This is a genomic window from Flavobacterium aurantiibacter, from assembly GCF_002251775.1.
Classification (GTDB): Bacteria; Bacteroidota; Bacteroidia; order Flavobacteriales; family Flavobacteriaceae; genus Flavobacterium; species Flavobacterium aurantiibacter.
Map to the genome: position 1 here is coordinate 1 of NZ_NOXX01000225.1, position 18,478 is coordinate 18,478.

Here is an 18,478-nt window from a genome sequence, read left to right on the forward strand (position 1 = left end):
CAACGAACTTCCGTACTGTCAGATAAGTGGTAGTTTACCACGGTTTTTTACAAACAACCACAAACTACCAAATCTAGCGACTTAAGCGAGCAAATTGAGGTTAAAAACAGCCGATTTTCATGCCTATCCACACTATTTCACTTCGCATTTTTGAAAACCAAAAAAACTGAAAATTTACGGAAAAACCGTAAAATCGTTCCAACGAACTTCCGTACTGTCAGATAAGTGGTAGTTTACCACGGTTATTTACAAACAACAAAAAGCTCACGTAAATTGCCGCTCTAGCCGCCACATCCAAAGTAAAATCCATACACATTCACTCCTCGTCCCCCCTCTTGCACTCGAATTTAATAAATCAAAATTTACGGAAAAACCGTAATCAATATTTGAAAACAGTTACTAATTTCGCTTCGTACTCGACTACAAAACGCTCACAGTCAATCGAAAAAACTTTAAAACGAAGTTTGGTACAAACTGTTTCAGAGCACAACCCTATTTTCTATAATGCAAATAATCTTGAAGTATGATCGCTGCTGCAATCTTGTCTACTGTGCCTTTGTCGCGACGTTTTTGTTTCGAAATTCCGCTATCAATCATCGTTTGGAATGCCATTTTGGAACTAAAACGCTCGTCGATGCGAACCACGGCAATGTCGGGAAACTCTTGCTGGAATTTTGCGATAAATTGGTTTATTGCGGCAGCAATTTGCGAATCGGAACCGTCGAAACGTTTAGGCTCGCCAACAAGTAAGGTTTCAACGACTTCGGTTTGGAAATACTTCGTGAGAAAAGGAAACAATTCCTTGGTATCGACAGTTGTTAGCGGCGAAGCAATGAGTTGCAGCTCGTCGGTAACAGCGATACCGCAGCGTTTGCCTCCGTAATCGATTGCCAATATGCGTTTTTTCATGCTGCAAAGATGCGAAAGTATGCGACATAGATGAAATGAAATTCTTACGAAAGTGCTGTAATTGCAGTTATGGGAATTGGTCAACGAACTGAAACGACAAAGGCAAGAAGCAGTCGGTAAGCCGTGGCAGGTAAAATGAGTTTTAAAAACGATTTTTTTAGATAATTCTCAGTATTTTTGCATGCTTTTTTTGGGCAACGATTTTCGCGTTAGGGATGGCAGTGAAAAGCCTTTTTTGGGCTGAGCGGCTTTGCTAGGAAAAGCCCAAAAAAGCTTGTAACGTACAGCCCGACCCGGCTTTGCTCGGACTGCGCTGGGAAATGCCGGGTAACGCCCAAAAAAAAATGAATTCTAAAAAAGTTGCATTTTACACGCTTGGCTGCAAGCTGAACTTCTCGGAAACTTCGACTATTGCGCGGAGTTTTACGCAGGAAGGTTTTGACCGTGTCGATTTCGAGGAAGTGGCTGATATTTACGTCATTAACACTTGTTCGGTAACGGAAAATGCCGATAAGCAGTTTAAGCAAATTGTGCGAAAAGCGCAAAAGTTAAATCCGGATGCGTTTGTGGCAGCTGTGGGTTGTTACGCGCAATTGAAACCAGAGGAATTGGCTGCTGTAGATGGTGTTGACTTGGTTTTGGGAGCAACGGAAAAGTTTAAAATTACCGATTATTTAAACGATTTATCGAAAAACGATCGCGGTGAAATACATTCGTGCGAGATATCGGAGGCCGACTTTTACGTAGGCTCCTACTCGATTGGCGACCGTACGCGGGCATTTCTTAAAGTACAAGACGGTTGCGATTACAAATGCACCTATTGCACGATTCCGTTGGCGCGCGGAATATCTCGTTCCGACGCTTTAGAAAACGTATTGAAAAATGCCGCTGAAATTGCCGCACAAGACATCAAAGAAATTGTGTTAACCGGCGTAAATATTGGCGATTACGGCAAAGGAGAATTCGGAAATAAGAAGCACGAACATACCTTTTTAGATTTAGTACAAGCTTTAGATCAGGTGTCGGGCATTGAACGTTTGAGAATCTCGTCGATTGAGCCGAACCTACTCAAAAACGAAACCATTCAGTTTGTTGCGCAAAGCAAGACTTTTGTGCCGCATTTCCATATTCCATTGCAATCGGGTAGCAACGATATTTTGAAAAAAATGAAACGCAGATACTTGCGCGAACTATACCAAGACCGTGTTACTGCGATTCGCGAAGCGATGCCGCACGCCTGTATTGGTGTGGATGTTATTGTTGGATTTCCGGGTGAAACCGATGCCCACTTTCTGGAAACCTACCAGTTTTTGAGCGATTTGGATATTTCGTACCTGCACGTTTTTACGTACTCGGAACGCGACAACACGGAAGCCGCCGTAATGAGCGATGTGGTTGATACTGCTGTACGTGCTAAGCGAAGCAAAATGTTACGCGGCTTGTCGGTTAAAAAGCGTCGCGCGTTCTACGAATCGCAATTAGGCACCAAGCGTACCGTTTTGTGGGAAACCGAGAATCGTTCGGGCTACATGCACGGTTTTACAGAAAACTACGTTAAGGTAAAAAAACCTTGGAATCCGGAATTCGCCAATGTTTTGGAAGCGGTGATTTTAACGAAAATCGACGACGACGGCTTGGTTCGTGTAGCACCTCAGGCGGAGTAATCGATTTTTTTAATCTCAAAAAAATAACTCATAATTTAAACGGTTAAGCTAATTTTTCATAAAAAAAATAGCTTCTCTTTACTTTTCTTAAAATTTTAAACTAGCAATTAAGATGAAATTTGAACTGGAAAGGCTATCTAATGGAGCGACTTACGACGAAATAAAAAACGAAGTAATTCGTGCTGCAAATCTTATTTCTGATGCCGTAATTTCAAAAAAGAAATTTGATTCTTTATCGAAAATTTCATCAAGCACGTTGACAAAAAAGTTCGGTTCTTGGGAACAAGTATTGATTGAATTTGGTCTAGAAAATCGATACAGCGGAAGAACCGTATCAATAAAAATGAAAAATCAAGTTGCTAAAAAGTTACTTGATTCAGAGTTAATAAGTGAACTAAAGAAGATAGCAAAAAAACTAGATAAAGATGAGCTATCGCAAACAGATTTCAATAAAAATTCTGGTTTAAGTGCATCATCTATATGCAGGCGTTTCGGAAGTTGGAAAGAGGCATTAAAAATGGCGGGGCTACAAGAAGTGAAAATGGCTAAACGCTACACGCTGGAAGATTACTTCGAAAATTTACTTCTAGTTTGGACTCATTACGGCAGGCAACCTTATTATCGGGAAATGGACTCTCCACCATCAGGTATTTCCGTTGGAGCATATGAGAAAAGATGGGGTAAGTGGAGTTCTGCTTTAAAGGCATTTATCGATTTTATGGATAATGATAATTCAACATTTAAAGAAGAGTTAAATTATGAACATAAAATAGTGACAAAAACAGAAAGAATAAAACAAATAAATAGAAGAGACATTCCTCTTGGATTACGCTACAAAGTATTATCACGAGACAGATTTAGATGTGTTAAATGTGGAAGTAGTCCTGCTTTAGATTTAGCTTGTAAGTTACACTTAGACCACATAATTCCATTCTCGAAAGGCGGATTAACAACTCTTGAAAATCTTCAAACAACATGCAGTAGTTGTAACCTAGGAAAAGGTAATAGGTACGTTGACTAAAACTACTTTTAAATAATTATTTTTTCTTCATTTTTTTGGCAACAAGCTAGTTTATTTCAACTCTTTCAATTGGTATGTTCCAATCAACACTAAAATCATTGCTTCATTAAGTCTTATTATTTTCAAAACATAATCATCCTTCAATAACTTCAAACTAACGAAAATCGGTTTACATAAAATTTTATTTGCAATTTGTTGCCTAAATAGGTAACTTTGTGTTTTTCGCCATACAGAATGAATCGGAATATATTTTACTTTAGAGGCTACTATCTCGAATTTTTCACTGCACAAACAGCTGAAGTACAGAGAAAATTTAACTACACACTGCAACTAATTGCAACAATAGATATGGTGCCAGAGAACTATTTTAAACACATTTCTGGTACTAAGGGAATTTATGAGATTAGCGTTGAAGTACAGTCAAACATCTATAGAGTTTTTAGTTTTTTTGATGAGGGAAATTTGATCATTCTAGTTAATGGCTTCCAGAAGAAGACTTTAAAAACTCCAAGAAAGGAGATAGAGTTAGCTTTACGACTAAGAAAAGAATACTATGAGGAATTTAAAAAGTAACCGAAAACTATGAATACTGCCGCTACAAATCAGCTTACTTCATTTTCTGCCCATTTGGATTTACAGTACGGAAAAAAAGGTACTGCAGAGCGAGATCTTTATGAAGCCGAATTCGAAGCTTTTAAACTCGGAGTGATGCTTCAAGAATTGCGGAAAGAACAAGGTTTGACGCAAGAACAGCTAGCCGAAAAATGCGGAACAACCAAAAACTATATTTCGCGTATTGAAAACGATGCGAGCGACATTCGGCTTTCAACGTTGCTTCGAATCATCAGAGATGGTCTAGGAGGACAATTGAAAATTACGGTTGATTTTTGAATAATTAGCAATCCTTTTTTCAGTTATATTACACGTAGAATTTTTTGGTAAACTCCTGAAAAATTCTAGTTTTGATATTAGAAAAGTTAGTAGGTCGCACGCGGAAATACGCTTCATTTACAGTTTGCGCCCGTTTCCCAAACTAATTGCAGTAACTTTCACTTTTTTTTAACCAGACGTGGATAAATTCGAACAGCTCGACAGAAAGTACTTTCACACCTTCGATGCCTTACGGTTTCTCTCGTTCTTTTTGGTTTTTTTACAACATGTTCCAGTTCCTGATTTTTCTGTTTTCTCATTCTTTACAAAATCCGGCAAAATAGGCGTTTCCTTTTTCTTCGTATTAAGCGGTTTTTTAATTACTTACATTTTACTACATGAAAAAAGCTCTGTAAGAAGGATCTCGTTAAAAAATTTTTTTGTCCGCCGCATTTTACGAATTTGGCCTCTATTCTATGCCGTGTTACTTTTCGCCTTTCTTACTCCCTACTTTCTCGATATTTTACAATTGTCGTTTCCCAAAGATGGCTACAATCCTAATTGGTTCATCTCTGCCCTATTTTTAGAAAACTACATGATGATGACAACCAACGGCTTTCCAAATGTATCGCCTCTTCGCGTGATGTGGTCCTTGTGTGTCGAAGAACATTTCTACGTGCTGTGGGGAATCATTATCGCTATTCTGCCGATAAAAAAAGTGCCACAATTAATATTTTGCGCTATACTATTTGCAAACTTGTCGCGATACATTTATCATCATATGGGTGTAGAATGGCTTGATTTGCCAACTAATCTCGATTATTTCGCATACGGTGCAATACCTGCATACATTCTTTTATTTAAACCAGAGCTTTTAATACGCGTTCAGAAAATGCATAATTTAACTAAGTATATCCTCGCGCTAACAGCAATCATGCTCGTTTTTATCATTCCAAACTTAAATTCCTACTGGCTCAATGCACTGGCGCCGACCGTACTTGGAATCACATTTTCCGCGCTGATTTTGTTTACACTTCCGGAGAAGAATGGAATCCGAATTTCAAACAATTTATATGTAAGTAAATTAGGAATTTACACCTACAGCTTGTATTTGACCCACACCGTGGTTATCAATTTTTTTTTGAAATTCGAATTTTCCACTAGCGAATTTAATTTTATAATCACCGCCGTAGTTTCATTAATTACTACTATTCTAGTTAGTATTTTATCTTATCATTGCTTTGAAAAGCACTTTTTAAAACTTAAGAAGTACTTTTATTAATTGTAAAAAATCCTCATAAAATCTTGTGTTGAAAAATTCTAGGAAAATTGATTAGTTATTTGGCAGCTAATCCCGCCATTTGCTTCAAGTACGCAATAAAACCAAGTATTTTGTGTGTTCAGCTCGCGGCTTCCGCTGGTCGCCACAGCTTCCAGCAAAATAGCTTGGTTTTATTTTGCGCGCTTTTCGCGACTGTCGGGGCTGGGAAAAACGTTACCAAATAAACGTGAGTGAAAAAGGGTATCAATACCGATCAAAAAATCGCAATTTCGTGACACGAAAAACACTGGTTCCGTACTGTTCCACGATTTCATATTTGTGTCGACCCGATTGCGTAAATCCAATAATTTGTAAAGCAGCAAATTCGATATACCTGCCACTACCTTCAATCATAAACCGATTGCCGTCTTTTCGGTACGCAGCATTTGCTAAAACAAACTCGGATAAATTCCAGGTGCCGTCGGTAGTTGTCACATCTGGAAAAGCCGTATAAATACTTTCGGTAACCTCGAGCTTTACGCCGTAGTACGTGTCGATACCGCTAAAAAAGGCAATAATTTTATTTCGTAACAATTCGTCGTTCATAATCTAAACTCGAGAAACCTAGGTTGAGTGGAAGTAGCTGCGTTAAAAATAGCGAAAAGCAGTAAGATACGCGCTTTCAATAGTGTAAAATATAACCGTTTCGCAATCGTTCAACCCTGTTTGACTGAAGCTTCCTGAATAAAACTGTTAATTATTTAACGGAACTTTTACGCTGCACTCACTTAGATAACGCTACTTTTAATCATTCATTGTTACAACTATGTCGACACCCAAAAAATACGACGTTTATTTGATGCCCGGTTTGGCTGCAAGTCCACTTATATTTGAACGTATTGCACTACCCAGCGATCGTTATAACGTACATTTATTGGAATGGCAAATTCCGTTGGAAGCCGAATCATTGACGGCTTATGCCGAGCGATTATCGAAGAAGGTAACCGGGAAACACATTATTTTAATTGGTGTATCATTTGGTGGCATTTTAGTTCAAGAAATGAAAAGCTTTGTAAAACCTGAAAAAGTGATTATCATTTCTAGCGTCAAAAGTAATCTTGAATTTCCGCGACGCTTTAAAATTGCCAAAACAACTAAAGCGTACAAGCTCTTGCCCATAAAACTGCTCCTGAATGTCGAGCAATTAGCAAAATTTAGTTTTGGCGATACTATAAACAAACGTTTGAAGTTATATGAGAAATTTCTTTCGGTTCGGGATGAAAAATATTTGCAATGGTCGATCGAACAAGTAATTTTATGGAATCGAATCGAGGTTGATTCCGAAGTAATACACTTACATGGTGATGCCGACGAGGTTTTTCCGCCGAAGTACATCAAAAATGCAATTTGGATTAAGGACGGAACGCACATCATGATTTTAAATAAATACAAATGGCTAAATGAAAATTTGCCAAAAATTATAGAACGAAATGAAAACGAATTGGAAAACACTGGCTCTTAGTGTATTGGTTAGCAGCGGAATTATTGCCACATCGATTTTTGCGGTACGGTATCGTTCTAACGAAATGAAACATCCGTACGCGCCAACTGCGGCTGAATTCGCTGGAGAACCTACACCGTTACATGTTGAGGATGTTCGCGAACGCTTTGAACGTGAATTGATTGTAAATGCAAATTTGGATGCATCGACCTTGTTGATCATTAAACGTTCGGCACGCTTTTTCCCGATTATCGAACCAATATTGGCGAAAAATGGTGTTCCAGACGATTTTAAATATCTAGCCGTGGCAGAAAGCGCTTTGATGAACGCAACGTCATCGGCAGGAGCAAAAGGTTTTTGGCAATTTATGCCAACCACAGCAAAAGAACGCGGTATGGAAGTAACCGAATTTGTTGACGAACGGTATCACGTAGAGAAATCAACCGAAGCAGCTTGTAAGTACTTGCTCGACGCCAAACGCAAATTCGGATCGTGGACACTAGCCGCTGCTTCTTACAACGGCGGTATGGCTGGCGTGCAAAAACAAATGGATATTCAAAACGAAACAAATTACTACGATTTATTGCTCACCGAAGAAACGCACCGGTATGTTTTTCGAATTCTAGCACTAAAAGAAGTCATGAAAAATCCGGCAACCTACGGATTTACGTTTAGTGCAGCCGAGCTATACAAACCGATTCCGACTAAAAAAGTAGTTGTAGATACTACGATCACCGATTTAGTTCGTTTCGCGAAAATGCAAGGAATTAATTACAAAACCTTGAAGTATCACAACCCGTGGTTGCGCGACAAAAAACTGCCTAATTTAAATCGTAAACCATACGAAATCCTGATTCCGCAGTAGTTTATTGATGAGCGATGTGCTCTTTTTTGAGATTGCTCTATACTAAGTTATCAGCAATTTGAGTATTGTAGAATTCAAAATTCAAACGAATAGCTTCTTTTATAGGCGTTTTCTTTGGGATTTGTAACGGAGCGCCTTTACGAATGCTGAGTACTTCCAAGTTGTCGTTTAAGAAATACGAGGACAAATATCCAATGGCATTTTTCATCGTAGCCACAACCTCGGTATCTTTCGAATACGACTCGTTGGCATAACACACTTCGATATACCCGTTAAATTGCGCAGCTACGGCTTTGGCCGCTTGCTTTCGATCCCAAAAAACCACAATGATTTGTAAATCTTTGGCATGCTGCCGCGCTAGTTTGTTCAAAGCGGGTATTTCGCCTTTGTTTATGATACACCACGAGGCATACGTTTGAATGAGTATTGGCTTTTTGATGGAAGAAAGTTTCAATTTTCCGCCATAAAGACGTTTGAGCTGAAAATCGGTGAAGCGCGTACCTACGAGATGATTATTAACTAAAGTATCAAAAAGGTATTCGGCTTCGGCAGTCTTTCCAACCAAATAAGCTCGATCGCTGATTGCGCTGTAGCGTTTGATGTTTTTTCGAATCGCATCGCTGTACGCTTTTTGATCTGTCTGTGAAAACGACAAATTGCCGAGCAAAAACAGTACTAATGGTAGAATTTTTTTCATCTCAATCTGAATTGATATTCAGCACTATAGAGATAAAAGTATAAAAAAATCGATAAACAAACACTAAAGTGTTAAATTTTTCGATTTTTTGCGAATTTCAGGATGTTTTTAACAGATAAAGCCTAAATAATTAACGTAAAAATTACATTAAATCTTTTTCATCTGTTCTTTCATCAACTTAATTTGGTCTTTAAGCAAACCTTGTTTGTCTAATTTCTTTGCTTCGTTGAGTAAATTAGTTGCTTCGAGCTTTCTACGACGCGTCATAGCCACGCCGGCAAGATTAAGTTTTGCAATAGCCAAATCGGTATCCATAGACAATCCTAACTCAACTGCTTTCTTGAAGTGCTTTTCTGCCTGCGTGATATTGGTCTGCGAAAGCATAAGTCCATGTAAATATTCAAAATAGCCTTGTTGCTTTCGCACTAATGCAGCCTGTGGATTTTTAATGTATGCCAACCACTTCTTCGCGCCTTCAAAGTCTTGTTTACGCAGTTTAAAGAACGCCAAGATGATGAATTCGTTCTTAAAGTAGAGTAAAATGAAAATGAGCGACAGTAAGATTAAGAAAATACCGTTTCCGATTTCAGATTCGGTAAACTGCCAGATAGCCAAAACATTAAGCGAGGCAAAGAGAAATAACTTGATATTTTTGTGATACATGATGATTCCGTTTTGGTGGGCAAAGATACTAATTCCCGAAACTTAAATTATTTTTTTCGCAACGACTTGCCTAACAAAAAAGTCTTCTTATATTTGCACTCGGTTTTTCAGAAACCAAATCCATCAACAGCTAATTTAGATTTTAAAGATACAGGCAATGAGCAAAAGAACGTTTCAACCATCGAAAAGAAAAAGAAGAAATAAGCACGGTTTTATGGACAGAATGGCTTCTGCGAATGGAAGAAAAGTTCTAGCGCGCAGACGTGCAAAGGGTCGTCACAAATTAACTGTTTCGTGCGAACCAAGACATAAAAAATAATGAGTTTATCTCTATTGAACTAAGGCGTTACTTTAATCGGTATCGCCTTTTTTTTTTAGAATTAAAAGACGAATATCTAAAGTCTAAAATTTACCTTTACCACAACAACACAACTACATCTATATGCCAAAAGACAACTCCATTAAATCGGTCTTAATTATCGGCTCCGGACCAATAGTTATTGGACAAGCCTGCGAATTCGATTACGCCGGATCACAATCTGCACGTTCCATTAAAGAAGAAGGAATTGAAGTTATTCTAATCAATTCCAATCCAGCGACAATCATGACCGACCCATCCATGGCCGATCACGTTTATCTGAAGCCACTCACCACCAAATCAATCATCGAAATCTTAAAAGCGCACCCACAAATCGATGCTGTACTCCCAACCATGGGCGGACAAACAGCCTTGAATTTGTGTTTAGAAGCCGACGAAAAAGGCATTTGGAACGATTTTAACGTACGAATGATTGGTGTTGATGTGAACGCCATAAACATTACCGAAGACCGCGAACAGTTTAAACAGCTGCTCGAAGAAATTGGCGTTGGAGCCGCGCCAGCAAAAACAGCAAACTCGTTTCTGAAAGGAAAAGAAATCGCCCAAGAATTCGGATTTCCGCTCGTTATACGTCCGTCGTTTACCCTTGGAGGAACTGGAGCTGCTTTCGTGCATCGCAAAGAAGACTTCGACGATTTACTTACACGCGGACTTGAAGCTTCGCCAATACACGAAGTACTTATCGATAAGGCATTGCTGGGTTGGAAAGAATACGAACTTGAATTACTTCGCGATAAAAACGACAACGTAGTAATCATCTGCTCCATTGAAAATATGGATCCGATGGGAATACATACCGGCGACTCGATAACCGTTGCTCCTGCAATGACGCTGTCTGATAAAACCTTCCAACGCATGCGCGACATGGCCATCAAAATGATGCGTTCCATAGGGAACTTTGCCGGTGGCTGTAACGTTCAATTTGCGGTTTCGCCGGATGAAAAAGAAGATATCGTAGCCATCGAAATCAACCCACGCGTTTCCCGTTCGTCGGCGCTTGCATCGAAAGCAACCGGCTATCCGATTGCTAAAATTGCATCAAAACTCGCACTCGGATACACCCTCGACGAACTTCAAAACCAAATTACAAAATCAACCTCTGCGCTTTTCGAACCCACGCTCGATTACGTAATCGTAAAAATTCCGCGTTGGAATTTCGATAAATTTGAAGGAGCCGACAGAACGCTCGGACTCCAAATGAAATCTGTTGGCGAAGTTATGGGCATCGGGCGCTCGTTTCAAGAAGCGCTGCATAAAGCAACGCAATCGCTTGAAATTAAACGTAACGGACTTGGTGCCGACGGTAAAAGCTACACCAACTACGAGCAAATCATCGATAAATTAACCCACGCCTCTTGGGATCGGGTTTTTGTGATTTACGATGCCATTCAAATGGGAATTCCGTTATCGCGCATACACGAAATCACGAAAATCGACATGTGGTTCTTGCGTCAATACGAAGAATTATACCAACTCGAAAAAACGATTTCAACCTACCAAATCGATACGCTTCCAAAAAACCTACTTCTCGAAGCCAAACAAAAAGGATTCGCCGACCGGCAAATTGCGCATATGCTAGGCTGTTTGGAAAGCCAGATTTACAAGCTTCGCGAACAATTAGGTGTTAAACGCGTTTATAAACTGGTTGATACCTGTGCTGCCGAATTCAAAGCACAAACGCCTTACTACTACTCTACTTTTGAAGCGGAAGTGGAATTAGCAAACGGCGAACGATTTGTAGCCAACGAAAGCATCGTAACCGAGCGCAAAAAAGTTGTGGTGCTGGGTAGCGGCCCAAACCGAATCGGACAAGGTATCGAATTCGATTACTCCTGTGTTCACGGCGTTCTAGCGGCAAAAGAATGTGGCTTCGAAACCATCATGATTAATTGTAATCCCGAAACGGTATCAACCGACTTCGATACCGCCGACAAACTGTATTTCGAACCCGTATTTTGGGAACATATTTACGACATCATTCAGCATGAAAAACCGGAAGGCGTTATCGTTCAATTAGGTGGACAAACCGCATTGAAACTCGCTGAAAAGCTCGCGAAATACAACATCCGAATTCTTGGAACCAGCTTCGACGCCTTAGATTTAGCCGAAGATCGCGGTCGGTTCTCAGAACTTTTGTCGCAACTCAACATTCCCTATCCTAAATTCGGAATCGCTGAAACTGCCGACGAAGCTTCTGTTCTTGCCGATTCACTCGACTTCCCACTTCTAGTTCGGCCGTCGTACGTACTTGGTGGTCAAGGCATGAAAATCGTCATCAACAAACAAGAGCTCGAAGAACACGTTATCGATTTGCTCAAGAATATTCCCGGAAATAAGCTTCTACTCGATCATTACCTCGACGGTGCTATCGAAGCTGAAGCTGATGCCATTTGCGACGGTGAAAATGTGTATATCATTGGTATTATGGAACATATCGAACCATGTGGTATTCATTCGGGCGACTCAAATGCAACACTGCCGCCTTTTAATTTGGGCGAATTTGTCATGCAACAAATTAAAGATCACACACACAAAATAGCACTTGCGCTAAAAACGGTTGGTCTGATTAACGTGCAGTTTGCCATCAAAGACGATACGGTTTACATCATCGAAGCCAATCCGCGTGCCTCGCGAACCGTTCCTTTTATCGCAAAAGCCTACGGTGAGCCTTACGTAAATTACGCTACCAAAGTGATGCTTGGTGTAAATAAGGTAACCGATTTCAAGTTTAATCCGCAATTACAAGGTTACGCGATCAAGCAACCGGTGTTCTCGTTTTCAAAGTTCAGAAATGTGAATAAAGCACTCGGACCGGAAATGAAATCGACTGGAGAATCCATTTTATTTATCGACGATTTGAAAGACGATCAGTTCTACGAATTGTACGCCCGAAGAAAAATGTACTTGAGTAAATAAAGTGATAGAGGTATTCAGCGGCTCCGAAATCTTGGCACAGGCGGTCAACTACAATTTGCGTGAGGCAGGAATTACGGCCATCATACGCAATGAGTATGAATCGGCACGTTTGGCTGGTTTCGGAACGGCTGATGCAGCGGTTAGTGTTTGGGTCTCGAAAGAAGATGTGATTTTGGCGAAGATAGTTGTTGCAAAGTTTTTGGCGGAATAGGAACTTTTACTCCTGAAAGTCTATTAAAAACAAGGCAAACTCGCATCGTAGTGCTTCTAGACTCTGAGGCAAATTCAAATTTTAAAAATTAACCTCAAAGTCGGGAGGTTTTTCGGAGCGGATTAGCGCCGGTTACAAGACGTTCTATTCCAGATGCTGAGAGAAGTCCATCATTTTGTGTAGGATTCTAACAACTTCAATCGTTTCTCTATTCTTTTTGAAAAACACATAATGTGACAAGGCTCGGAAATAGAAGAAGTCTGCCCCAACCTTTGGCATGGGCTTGGCTTTTTCGGGGTTTTCACTGAACAGCTGAATTTCCTCAATGATCGATTCAAAATACTTGCTTGCCTGATTCTCCGACCAGTTCTGAAAGGTGTAGAGATAGATGTCGCTCAAATCATTATACGCCGCTTCGGTAATTCTGTATTTCATGAATGGCGCTTCTTGAGTTCTTCGAGATGCTTTTTCGGGTCATAGTTTTCAACGAATCCACTTTTCTCTCCAATTTCGAGTTCATTTCTGAGCCATTTGATTTTCTGCTCCTCGATTTCCAGCAAACGAAGCGCCGATCTTACTACATCACTTGCAGAACTGTATCTTCCAGAAGCGACTTCCTCATTAATGAAATTATTAAAATGATCTCCGAGCAATATTGAAGTGTTTTTTGCCATAACAACTAGCTTTAAAACAAATATACCAAAGTATGGTATAGGTTGATGCTTTTTGCTCTATTTTTAACAAGATATCTTGTAATATACCGCCGCAAACCGACTGTTGAGAAGCCAGTGAACTGCGTACTGTTTACTTACATAATAATTTTACTTAAAAAACGGACACGAAACCACGAGTATCCAGCCATAGCGAAGTAATTCTTTATTCATCAAATCTGTTTTTCAAGTCCATTCCTTCGTGTAAAATTCTGACAACTTCAATGCGATCGTTTGAAATAACTTGATAAAAAATTATGTGTTTTCCAGTTCTCAACCCAAGTAAATTCTTGCTTATTCTATCGTATTTCTTTCCAAGTTCAGGGTTTTTCCCAATTTGTGTACAAGCAAATTCTAAAGCTGAATAATACTTATCGGCTTGTTTTTCTGAACATTCATCAAAAGTATAAACCCAAACTTCATTTAAATCGTTAATGGCTTCTTGTCTAAAAACAACCTTAGCCATTTTTTAATTTTCCTTCTTTTAATTTTTTCAGATTGTCTTTGAAGTCAAAATTTTCAACGAGCGGGCTGTCTAATCCTTGCTGAATTGCGGCTCGCAGAGCGATCACATTACTTTCTTCGTCCTCTAAAAGTCGAAGTCCAGCACGAATAACTTCGCTAACATTTTTATAACGTCCGCTTGCAACTTGACTATTGACAAACTGATCAAAATGGTTTCCTAGTGCTATTGATGTATTTTTCATTCAACATAAACTTTTATCAAAGTTACCAATTTTTGGTAAGTACATAAATCGCCTTTATCGAAATTTTAGATTACAGTTGGCAAGCTGCGAGTTAAGAGTGAGTCTTGGAATAATTGGCTAGAATGGTTTTAGTATCGATGCCGGGATCTTTCAGCACAAGTGTTCATTCGCAGAAGAAAACTTTCGGCTACCACAAAATTGTCTGAGGAGCACTGAACCCTGCCTAATGCAAATTTGTTCGTAGCGGATTTCTATATTTTGGTAAAAAATGATCGTTGTGCAAGGGTTACGGATGTTAGCAGTTCGGACTTTATATAAATGATCTGCATTCATTTGCTATTGCTTCAATTAGTTCTTTTGTTATTAGAGTACTGAATTGCCTCGTATGAATCAATATTCGTTTTGGTTTTTCTAAATTATCATAATGTAGGTTGTACCAATTTCCTTTTGATAGAACATTAGTATTTCCAGTCCATTTTACACCAAAAGTCTTTTGAATGTCGAAATCAAAATCTTTATGATAGTGTCCACTTGCTAAAATTATAACATCAAAATTTCTAAAATAATTCAAGGCTAAAAGTTTCTCTCTATCTTTTATACTTTTTATTCTCCTTAAATCATTTTTAGGAATATCATTACTTTTTTTTGCGTTTAATTGATTCATTTCAGATTGAAAACAATATTCGTGAAAGTCAATTAAATCCTCTTTTACTTTTGGTGTTTTTTTCAAAATAAGGTCGGTCAAATATTGATAATAATACCAAGTTGTTGATGTGCCAGTTTCTCCAGAAATTGTTCCGTCTTTCTTTATTCTTCTAATCGTAAATTTTTGTCCCTTCCAAGGAAACAAAGCGTTATCCTCTAAAAAGCCAACATCCTCAATAGACTTGTTCGTTGAAATAATATCATTCCAACTCTTAAGATTGACTTTACTCATTTCATCAAACCCAATTTTATCATCTGATGTTTCTTTTCCAATAAGCAGAATTTTACCCATAGGATTGCCTAAGCCTAAATATAAGCCATTAGCTTTGCTATAATCGTAAGCTTCTAAAAAATCATTATTAAATCTTAAATTTTCTTTCATTTCGGTTGTTTTAGTCTGACTGTTAACTCAATAATCAGCAAAGTCCCCTCCTCCTTCTCAATTTTCAAAAACACTTGTAAATTAATCAATCACAGTAGCTTGCATCAAACACCTACACGCTTTTTTAATCTGTTACATTAGACAATTGTTTCGCTTTGTTGTTCTGGGCTAAATTACGCACTTCGCTATTCCCAAAACTACCTACTTATAGGTATTTTTCCACTAAACGTTAGTAACGTATGCCCTAGCCCCGGTTGCAGCGGCAGCCCGCAATAAAAAGACGGCTGCGTGAACCGCGTTGCAGTGGCGACCCAAGAAGCCAACGGCAAGGCGTGTGAACCTGCCGTATTTTTTGAGGACTACAGCGAAAAACGGGAATGGCTTCTAAAAATCGATTCAAACACCGGAATTCGATTGAAAATAATTGTCGGACGCTGTGGTTGAATGCGCTAAAAATGGCATGTTTTAAACTACCTTTGCGCAAATTTTTTGAAAATGCTTACAGTAAACGACGTATCGGTAGAATTTGGTGGAACAACGCTTTTTAGCGACGTATCGTTCTCTATTAATGAAACAGATAAGATTGCATTGATGGGGAAAAATGGCGCAGGAAAATCGACGTTGTTGAAAATTCTCGCCGGAGAACGCAAACCGAGCAGCGGAAGCCTGTCGATGCCGAAAGACACTGTAATTGCGTACCTGCCGCAACATTTGCTCACACAAGATAACTGCACGGTTTTTGAAGAAACGTCGAAGGCATTTTCGGAAATTTTCGCCATGCGCGATCGCATCGAAGCCATAAACACCGAACTAACGGTTCGAACCGACTACGAATCGGACGATTACATGAAATTAATCGAGGAAGTAAGCGACCTCAGCGAAAAATTTTACGCCATTGAAGAAATAAACTACGAAGCCGATGTAGAAAAAGTACTGCTCGGTTTGGGGTTTGTTCGCGAAGATTTTACAAGAAAAACCAGCGAATTTTCGGGAGGCTGGCGCATGCGCATCGAATTAGCAAAACTGTTGCTAAAAAAACCCGACTTGATTTTACTCGATGAGCCTACCAACCACATGGATATTGAAAGTATTCAATGGTTGGAAGATTTCTTGGTAAATGCTGCAAAAGCCGTCGTGGTAATTTCGCACGATAGAGCGTTTGTGGACAACATTACCAACCGAACCATCGAAGTGACCATGGGACGTATATACGACTACCGTGCCAAATATTCGCATTATTTGGAGCTGCGAAAAGACCGTAGAGCACATCAGCAAAAAGCCTACGACGAGCAACAAAAAATGATTGCTGAAAATATGGAATTCATCGAACGATTTAAAGGCACGTATTCAAAGACGTTGCAAGTACAATCGCGCGTAAAAATGTTGGAGAAATTGGTTTTGGTGGAAGTGGATGAAATTGATAACTCGGCACTGAAAATAAAATTCCCACCAGCACCAAAAAGCGGTCAGTATCCGGTAGTTGTAACCGATTTAGAGAAAAAATACGGCGATCATGTTGTGTTTAAAGGAGCAAATATGGTGATTGAACGCGGGCAAAAAGTAGCGTTTGTAGGAAAGAATGGCGAGGGAAAATCGACCATGATAAAAGCCATCATGAAAGAGTTTGCGCCAGACAGTGGAAGTGTTGAAATCGGACATAATGCACTGATTGGTTATTTCGCACAAAATCAGGCGGCTTTGCTGGACGAGAATGTAAGTATTTTTGAAACCATCGACCAAATTGCGGTAGGCGACATCCGTACGCAAATCAAGAATTTGTTAGGTGCCTTTATGTTTCACGGCGACGATATTACCAAAAAAGTGAAAGTATTGTCGGGTGGTGAGCGCACACGTTTAGCGATGATCAAACTCTTGCTTGAACCCGTAAACTTATTGATCTTGGACGAACCGTCGAATCACTTAGACATGAAAACCAAAGACATCATCAAAGAAGCTCTGCGCGATTTTGAAGGAACAGTGATTTTAGTTTCCCACGACCGTGATTTCTTGGACGGCTTGGCGACAAAAGTTTTCGAATTCACCAACAAGCGTGTCGTGGAGCACTTCGAAGACATCAACGGATTTTTAGCAGTGAAAAAATTGGAGAAATTAGCGGCGTTGTAGGTTCAAACAAGAAAACAAGCCCAAAATCTCTCAATCTTTAAATCTTTAAATCTTTAAATCTTTAAATCTCGAAATCTACCCCATAAAGCGTTAATTCACCGTCGTTGCGGTCGTTGTCTTCGGCGAGATAGAAATGGTGCGTCGTATCGGAGCTTTTATAACAGCTAATTCCTTCGAATTTATGTTCTTGGGAAACGATTTGGGTATAAAGTATTTCCAGGGAATCGATTTTTAAAACGCCCAGTAAACTACCGCCAATTTCGCCATCTAAATAGGTGGAATCCGAGGCTTCTGCGGCAGCGGTAAATACAATGAAATCGTGGCAAACGCAGGCATCGGTGAAGGTAAAATCGAGATCGTTGAAATGAAGTTGAATATCGCGTTCTGAAACGATTTCAAAGGAGCCGTCCGGTAATTGATGCGCTTTGAAGATGCGGTTTTGTTTCGACGGACCGTTACCCCGGTTGAAAATGTAGTATGTATCTTCGTGTTTACAAAGCGCTTCCAAATTCAAATCGTCTTCAGAAATACCGCGACTGCTAACGGCGTCGTACAATAAACATTCACTGCTAATAGCCAGCTGATCAAGATCGGCAAACGAGGTTTTTATCTTTCGCTTTTCTTTGGAACCACTGCCGTAAAGGTGAATTCCTTCCGAATCTGCATAAATGATCTCGTAATCGCGTTTGTGCTTTTTTTCGACCCAATGTTGTGCATTTTCGATAGTGGGAATCGCCTCGAAGGTATAATTCGTCGGATTTATTTTGAAAAGAAAATCAGAATTATCGCTAATGCAGAATAGATAATCGTTCAACCAAAGCAAACCGGAAGACGAGTGAATTCCGTGCACAGTCCCTAAATTTTGAATTGCTGTAAATTTCATGTGGTCAAAA

21 protein-coding genes are annotated in these 18,478 nt (G+C 39.5%); 11 read left to right on the forward strand and 10 right to left on the reverse strand.

The genetic code is table 11. The annotated features are described in order from the left end of the window. Positions 1-492 precede the first annotated feature (492 nt). Positions 493-909: a Holliday junction resolvase RuvX gene (gene ruvX, locus CHX27_RS14220; RefSeq protein ID WP_094487425.1), complete on the reverse strand. Its 417-nt coding sequence runs from the start codon at positions 907-909 to the stop codon at positions 493-495. Positions 910-1,253: 344 nt separating this feature from the next. Between ruvX and mtaB the strand changes: the two genes are divergently transcribed. From mtaB to CHX27_RS14245, 5 genes are all read left to right on the forward strand, one after another. Beyond that, positions 1,254-2,573 carry a tRNA (N(6)-L-threonylcarbamoyladenosine(37)-C(2))-methylthiotransferase MtaB gene (mtaB, locus tag CHX27_RS14225; protein WP_094487451.1) on the forward strand — a complete coding sequence of 440 codons (1,320 nt, stop codon included), beginning with the start codon at positions 1,254-1,256 and terminating at the stop codon, positions 2,571-2,573. Between the two features lie 112 nt (positions 2,574-2,685). Continuing rightward, on the forward strand, positions 2,686-3,594 hold the full coding sequence (locus CHX27_RS14230) for a homing endonuclease associated repeat-containing protein (RefSeq protein WP_094487426.1): 909 nt from the start codon (positions 2,686-2,688) through the stop codon (positions 3,592-3,594). Between the two features lie 234 nt (positions 3,595-3,828). Continuing rightward, a complete protein-coding gene (locus CHX27_RS14235) occupies positions 3,829-4,167 on the forward strand; it encodes a type II toxin-antitoxin system RelE/ParE family toxin (protein ID WP_094487427.1) in 339 nt (112 codons plus the stop codon). A 9-nt stretch (positions 4,168-4,176) separates the two neighbouring features. Continuing rightward, a complete protein-coding gene (locus CHX27_RS14240; RefSeq protein ID WP_094487428.1) occupies positions 4,177-4,485 on the forward strand; it encodes a helix-turn-helix domain-containing protein in 309 nt (102 codons plus the stop codon). A 178-nt stretch (positions 4,486-4,663) separates the two neighbouring features. After that, a complete protein-coding gene (locus CHX27_RS14245; RefSeq protein ID WP_094487429.1) occupies positions 4,664-5,746 on the forward strand; it encodes an acyltransferase family protein in 1,083 nt (360 codons plus the stop codon). A 243-nt stretch (positions 5,747-5,989) separates the two neighbouring features. Here the strand turns inward: CHX27_RS14245 and CHX27_RS14250 are convergent, their stop codons facing one another. Further along, the gene (locus CHX27_RS14250; RefSeq protein WP_094487430.1) at positions 5,990-6,331 is read right to left on the reverse strand and encodes a hypothetical protein; all 342 of its coding nucleotides are present in this window, start codon (positions 6,329-6,331) and stop codon (positions 5,990-5,992) included. 220 nt (positions 6,332-6,551) lie between these two features. Here CHX27_RS14250 and CHX27_RS14255 point away from each other — a divergent pair, with 220 nt between their 5' ends. Then, complete coding sequence (locus tag CHX27_RS14255) at positions 6,552-7,247, forward strand: lipase family protein (RefSeq protein ID WP_243389018.1); 696 nt, start codon at positions 6,552-6,554, stop codon at positions 7,245-7,247. Then, a complete protein-coding gene (locus CHX27_RS14260) occupies positions 7,216-8,091 on the forward strand; it encodes a lytic transglycosylase domain-containing protein (RefSeq protein ID WP_094487431.1) in 876 nt (291 codons plus the stop codon). The genes CHX27_RS14255 and CHX27_RS14260 overlap by 32 nt, the downstream gene beginning before the upstream one ends. A 37-nt stretch (positions 8,092-8,128) precedes the next feature. On the opposite strand, the gene CHX27_RS14265 is transcribed toward CHX27_RS14260, so the two are convergent. Both CHX27_RS14265 and CHX27_RS14270 read right to left on the reverse strand, forming a co-directional pair. Next, a complete protein-coding gene (locus CHX27_RS14265; protein WP_094487432.1) occupies positions 8,129-8,788 on the reverse strand; it encodes a TlpA family protein disulfide reductase in 660 nt (219 codons plus the stop codon). Positions 8,789-8,935: 147 nt separating this feature from the next. After that, the gene (locus CHX27_RS14270) at positions 8,936-9,451 is read right to left on the reverse strand and encodes a hypothetical protein (RefSeq protein ID WP_094487433.1); all 516 of its coding nucleotides are present in this window, start codon (positions 9,449-9,451) and stop codon (positions 8,936-8,938) included. Positions 9,452-9,608: 157 nt separating this feature from the next. On the opposite strand from CHX27_RS14270, the gene rpmH reads away from it, so the two are divergent. The 3 genes from rpmH to CHX27_RS14285 all read left to right on the forward strand — a co-directional run bounded on the left by rpmH (position 9,609) and on the right by CHX27_RS14285 (position 12,957). Continuing rightward, positions 9,609-9,770 carry a 50S ribosomal protein L34 gene (gene rpmH / locus CHX27_RS14275; RefSeq protein WP_007136275.1) on the forward strand — a complete coding sequence of 54 codons (162 nt, stop codon included), beginning with the start codon at positions 9,609-9,611 and terminating at the stop codon, positions 9,768-9,770. 123 nt (positions 9,771-9,893) lie between these two features. Beyond that, a complete protein-coding gene (carB, locus tag CHX27_RS14280; RefSeq protein WP_094487434.1) occupies positions 9,894-12,746 on the forward strand; it encodes a carbamoyl-phosphate synthase large subunit in 2,853 nt (950 codons plus the stop codon). Position 12,747: 1 nt separating this feature from the next. Then, complete coding sequence (locus tag CHX27_RS14285; protein ID WP_094487435.1) at positions 12,748-12,957, forward strand: putative signal transducing protein; 210 nt, start codon at positions 12,748-12,750, stop codon at positions 12,955-12,957. A 144-nt stretch (positions 12,958-13,101) separates the two neighbouring features. On the opposite strand, the gene CHX27_RS14290 is transcribed toward CHX27_RS14285, so the two are convergent. The 5 genes from CHX27_RS14290 to CHX27_RS14310 form a co-directional block, all read right to left on the reverse strand. Next, positions 13,102-13,392: a type II toxin-antitoxin system RelE/ParE family toxin gene (locus tag CHX27_RS14290; protein ID WP_094487436.1), complete on the reverse strand. Its 291-nt coding sequence runs from the start codon at positions 13,390-13,392 to the stop codon at positions 13,102-13,104. Next, positions 13,389-13,631 carry a type II toxin-antitoxin system ParD family antitoxin gene (locus CHX27_RS14295; protein WP_094487437.1) on the reverse strand — a complete coding sequence of 81 codons (243 nt, stop codon included), beginning with the start codon at positions 13,629-13,631 and terminating at the stop codon, positions 13,389-13,391. The genes CHX27_RS14290 and CHX27_RS14295 overlap by 4 nt, the downstream gene beginning before the upstream one ends. A 202-nt stretch (positions 13,632-13,833) precedes the next feature. Continuing rightward, entirely contained in the window at positions 13,834-14,133 is a 300-nt protein-coding gene (locus tag CHX27_RS14300) for a type II toxin-antitoxin system RelE/ParE family toxin (RefSeq protein WP_094487438.1), read from the reverse strand. Beyond that, positions 14,126-14,374, reverse strand: a complete 249-nt coding sequence (locus CHX27_RS14305; protein ID WP_094487439.1) for a type II toxin-antitoxin system ParD family antitoxin — start codon at positions 14,372-14,374, stop codon at positions 14,126-14,128. The genes CHX27_RS14300 and CHX27_RS14305 overlap by 8 nt, the downstream gene beginning before the upstream one ends. 310 nt (positions 14,375-14,684) lie before the next feature. Then, entirely contained in the window at positions 14,685-15,461 is a 777-nt protein-coding gene (locus CHX27_RS14310; RefSeq protein WP_094487440.1) for a hypothetical protein, read from the reverse strand. Between the two features lie 495 nt (positions 15,462-15,956). Between CHX27_RS14310 and CHX27_RS14315 the strand changes: the two genes are divergently transcribed. Continuing rightward, a complete protein-coding gene (locus CHX27_RS14315; RefSeq protein ID WP_094487441.1) occupies positions 15,957-17,585 on the forward strand; it encodes an ABC-F family ATP-binding cassette domain-containing protein in 1,629 nt (542 codons plus the stop codon). A gap of 61 nt (positions 17,586-17,646) precedes the next feature. Here CHX27_RS14315 and CHX27_RS14320 read toward each other — a convergent pair whose 3' ends face one another. Beyond that, on the reverse strand, positions 17,647-18,468 hold the full coding sequence (locus CHX27_RS14320) for a DUF6929 family protein (protein ID WP_094487442.1): 822 nt from the start codon (positions 18,466-18,468) through the stop codon (positions 17,647-17,649). Positions 18,469-18,478 lie beyond the last annotated feature (10 nt).

Excerpts from the sequence above, each read along its gene's own strand:
- CHX27_RS14230 (WP_094487426.1), top strand. The coding sequence starts at position 2,686 with ATGAAATTTGAACTGGAAAGGCTATCTAATGGAGCGACTTACGACGAA.
- CHX27_RS14295 (WP_094487437.1), bottom strand. The coding sequence starts at position 13,631 with ATGGCAAAAAACACTTCAATATTGCTCGGAGATCATTTTAATAATTTC.
- CHX27_RS14315 (WP_094487441.1), top strand. The coding sequence starts at position 15,957 with ATGCTTACAGTAAACGACGTATCGGTAGAATTTGGTGGAACAACGCTT.
- CHX27_RS14310 (WP_094487440.1), bottom strand. The coding sequence starts at position 15,461 with ATGAAAGAAAATTTAAGATTTAATAATGATTTTTTAGAAGCTTACGAT.
- rpmH (WP_007136275.1), top strand. The coding sequence starts at position 9,609 with ATGAGCAAAAGAACGTTTCAACCATCGAAAAGAAAAAGAAGAAATAAG.
- CHX27_RS14240 (WP_094487428.1), top strand. The coding sequence starts at position 4,177 with ATGAATACTGCCGCTACAAATCAGCTTACTTCATTTTCTGCCCATTTG.
- CHX27_RS14250 (WP_094487430.1), bottom strand. The coding sequence starts at position 6,331 with ATGAACGACGAATTGTTACGAAATAAAATTATTGCCTTTTTTAGCGGT.
- CHX27_RS14300 (WP_094487438.1), bottom strand. The coding sequence starts at position 14,133 with ATGGCTAAGGTTGTTTTTAGACAAGAAGCCATTAACGATTTAAATGAA.
- CHX27_RS14290 (WP_094487436.1), bottom strand. The coding sequence starts at position 13,392 with ATGAAATACAGAATTACCGAAGCGGCGTATAATGATTTGAGCGACATC.
- CHX27_RS14260 (WP_094487431.1), top strand. The coding sequence starts at position 7,216 with ATGAAAACGAATTGGAAAACACTGGCTCTTAGTGTATTGGTTAGCAGC.
- CHX27_RS14270 (WP_094487433.1), bottom strand. The coding sequence starts at position 9,451 with ATGTATCACAAAAATATCAAGTTATTTCTCTTTGCCTCGCTTAATGTT.
- CHX27_RS14255 (WP_243389018.1), top strand. The coding sequence starts at position 6,552 with ATGTCGACACCCAAAAAATACGACGTTTATTTGATGCCCGGTTTGGCT.
- CHX27_RS14320 (WP_094487442.1), bottom strand. The coding sequence starts at position 18,468 with ATGAAATTTACAGCAATTCAAAATTTAGGGACTGTGCACGGAATTCAC.
- mtaB (WP_094487451.1), top strand. The coding sequence starts at position 1,254 with ATGAATTCTAAAAAAGTTGCATTTTACACGCTTGGCTGCAAGCTGAAC.
- CHX27_RS14265 (WP_094487432.1), bottom strand. The coding sequence starts at position 8,788 with ATGAAAAAAATTCTACCATTAGTACTGTTTTTGCTCGGCAATTTGTCG.
- carB (WP_094487434.1), top strand. The coding sequence starts at position 9,894 with ATGCCAAAAGACAACTCCATTAAATCGGTCTTAATTATCGGCTCCGGA.
- CHX27_RS14305 (WP_094487439.1), bottom strand. The coding sequence starts at position 14,374 with ATGAAAAATACATCAATAGCACTAGGAAACCATTTTGATCAGTTTGTC.
- CHX27_RS14235 (WP_094487427.1), top strand. The coding sequence starts at position 3,829 with ATGAATCGGAATATATTTTACTTTAGAGGCTACTATCTCGAATTTTTC.
- ruvX (WP_094487425.1), bottom strand. The coding sequence starts at position 909 with ATGAAAAAACGCATATTGGCAATCGATTACGGAGGCAAACGCTGCGGT.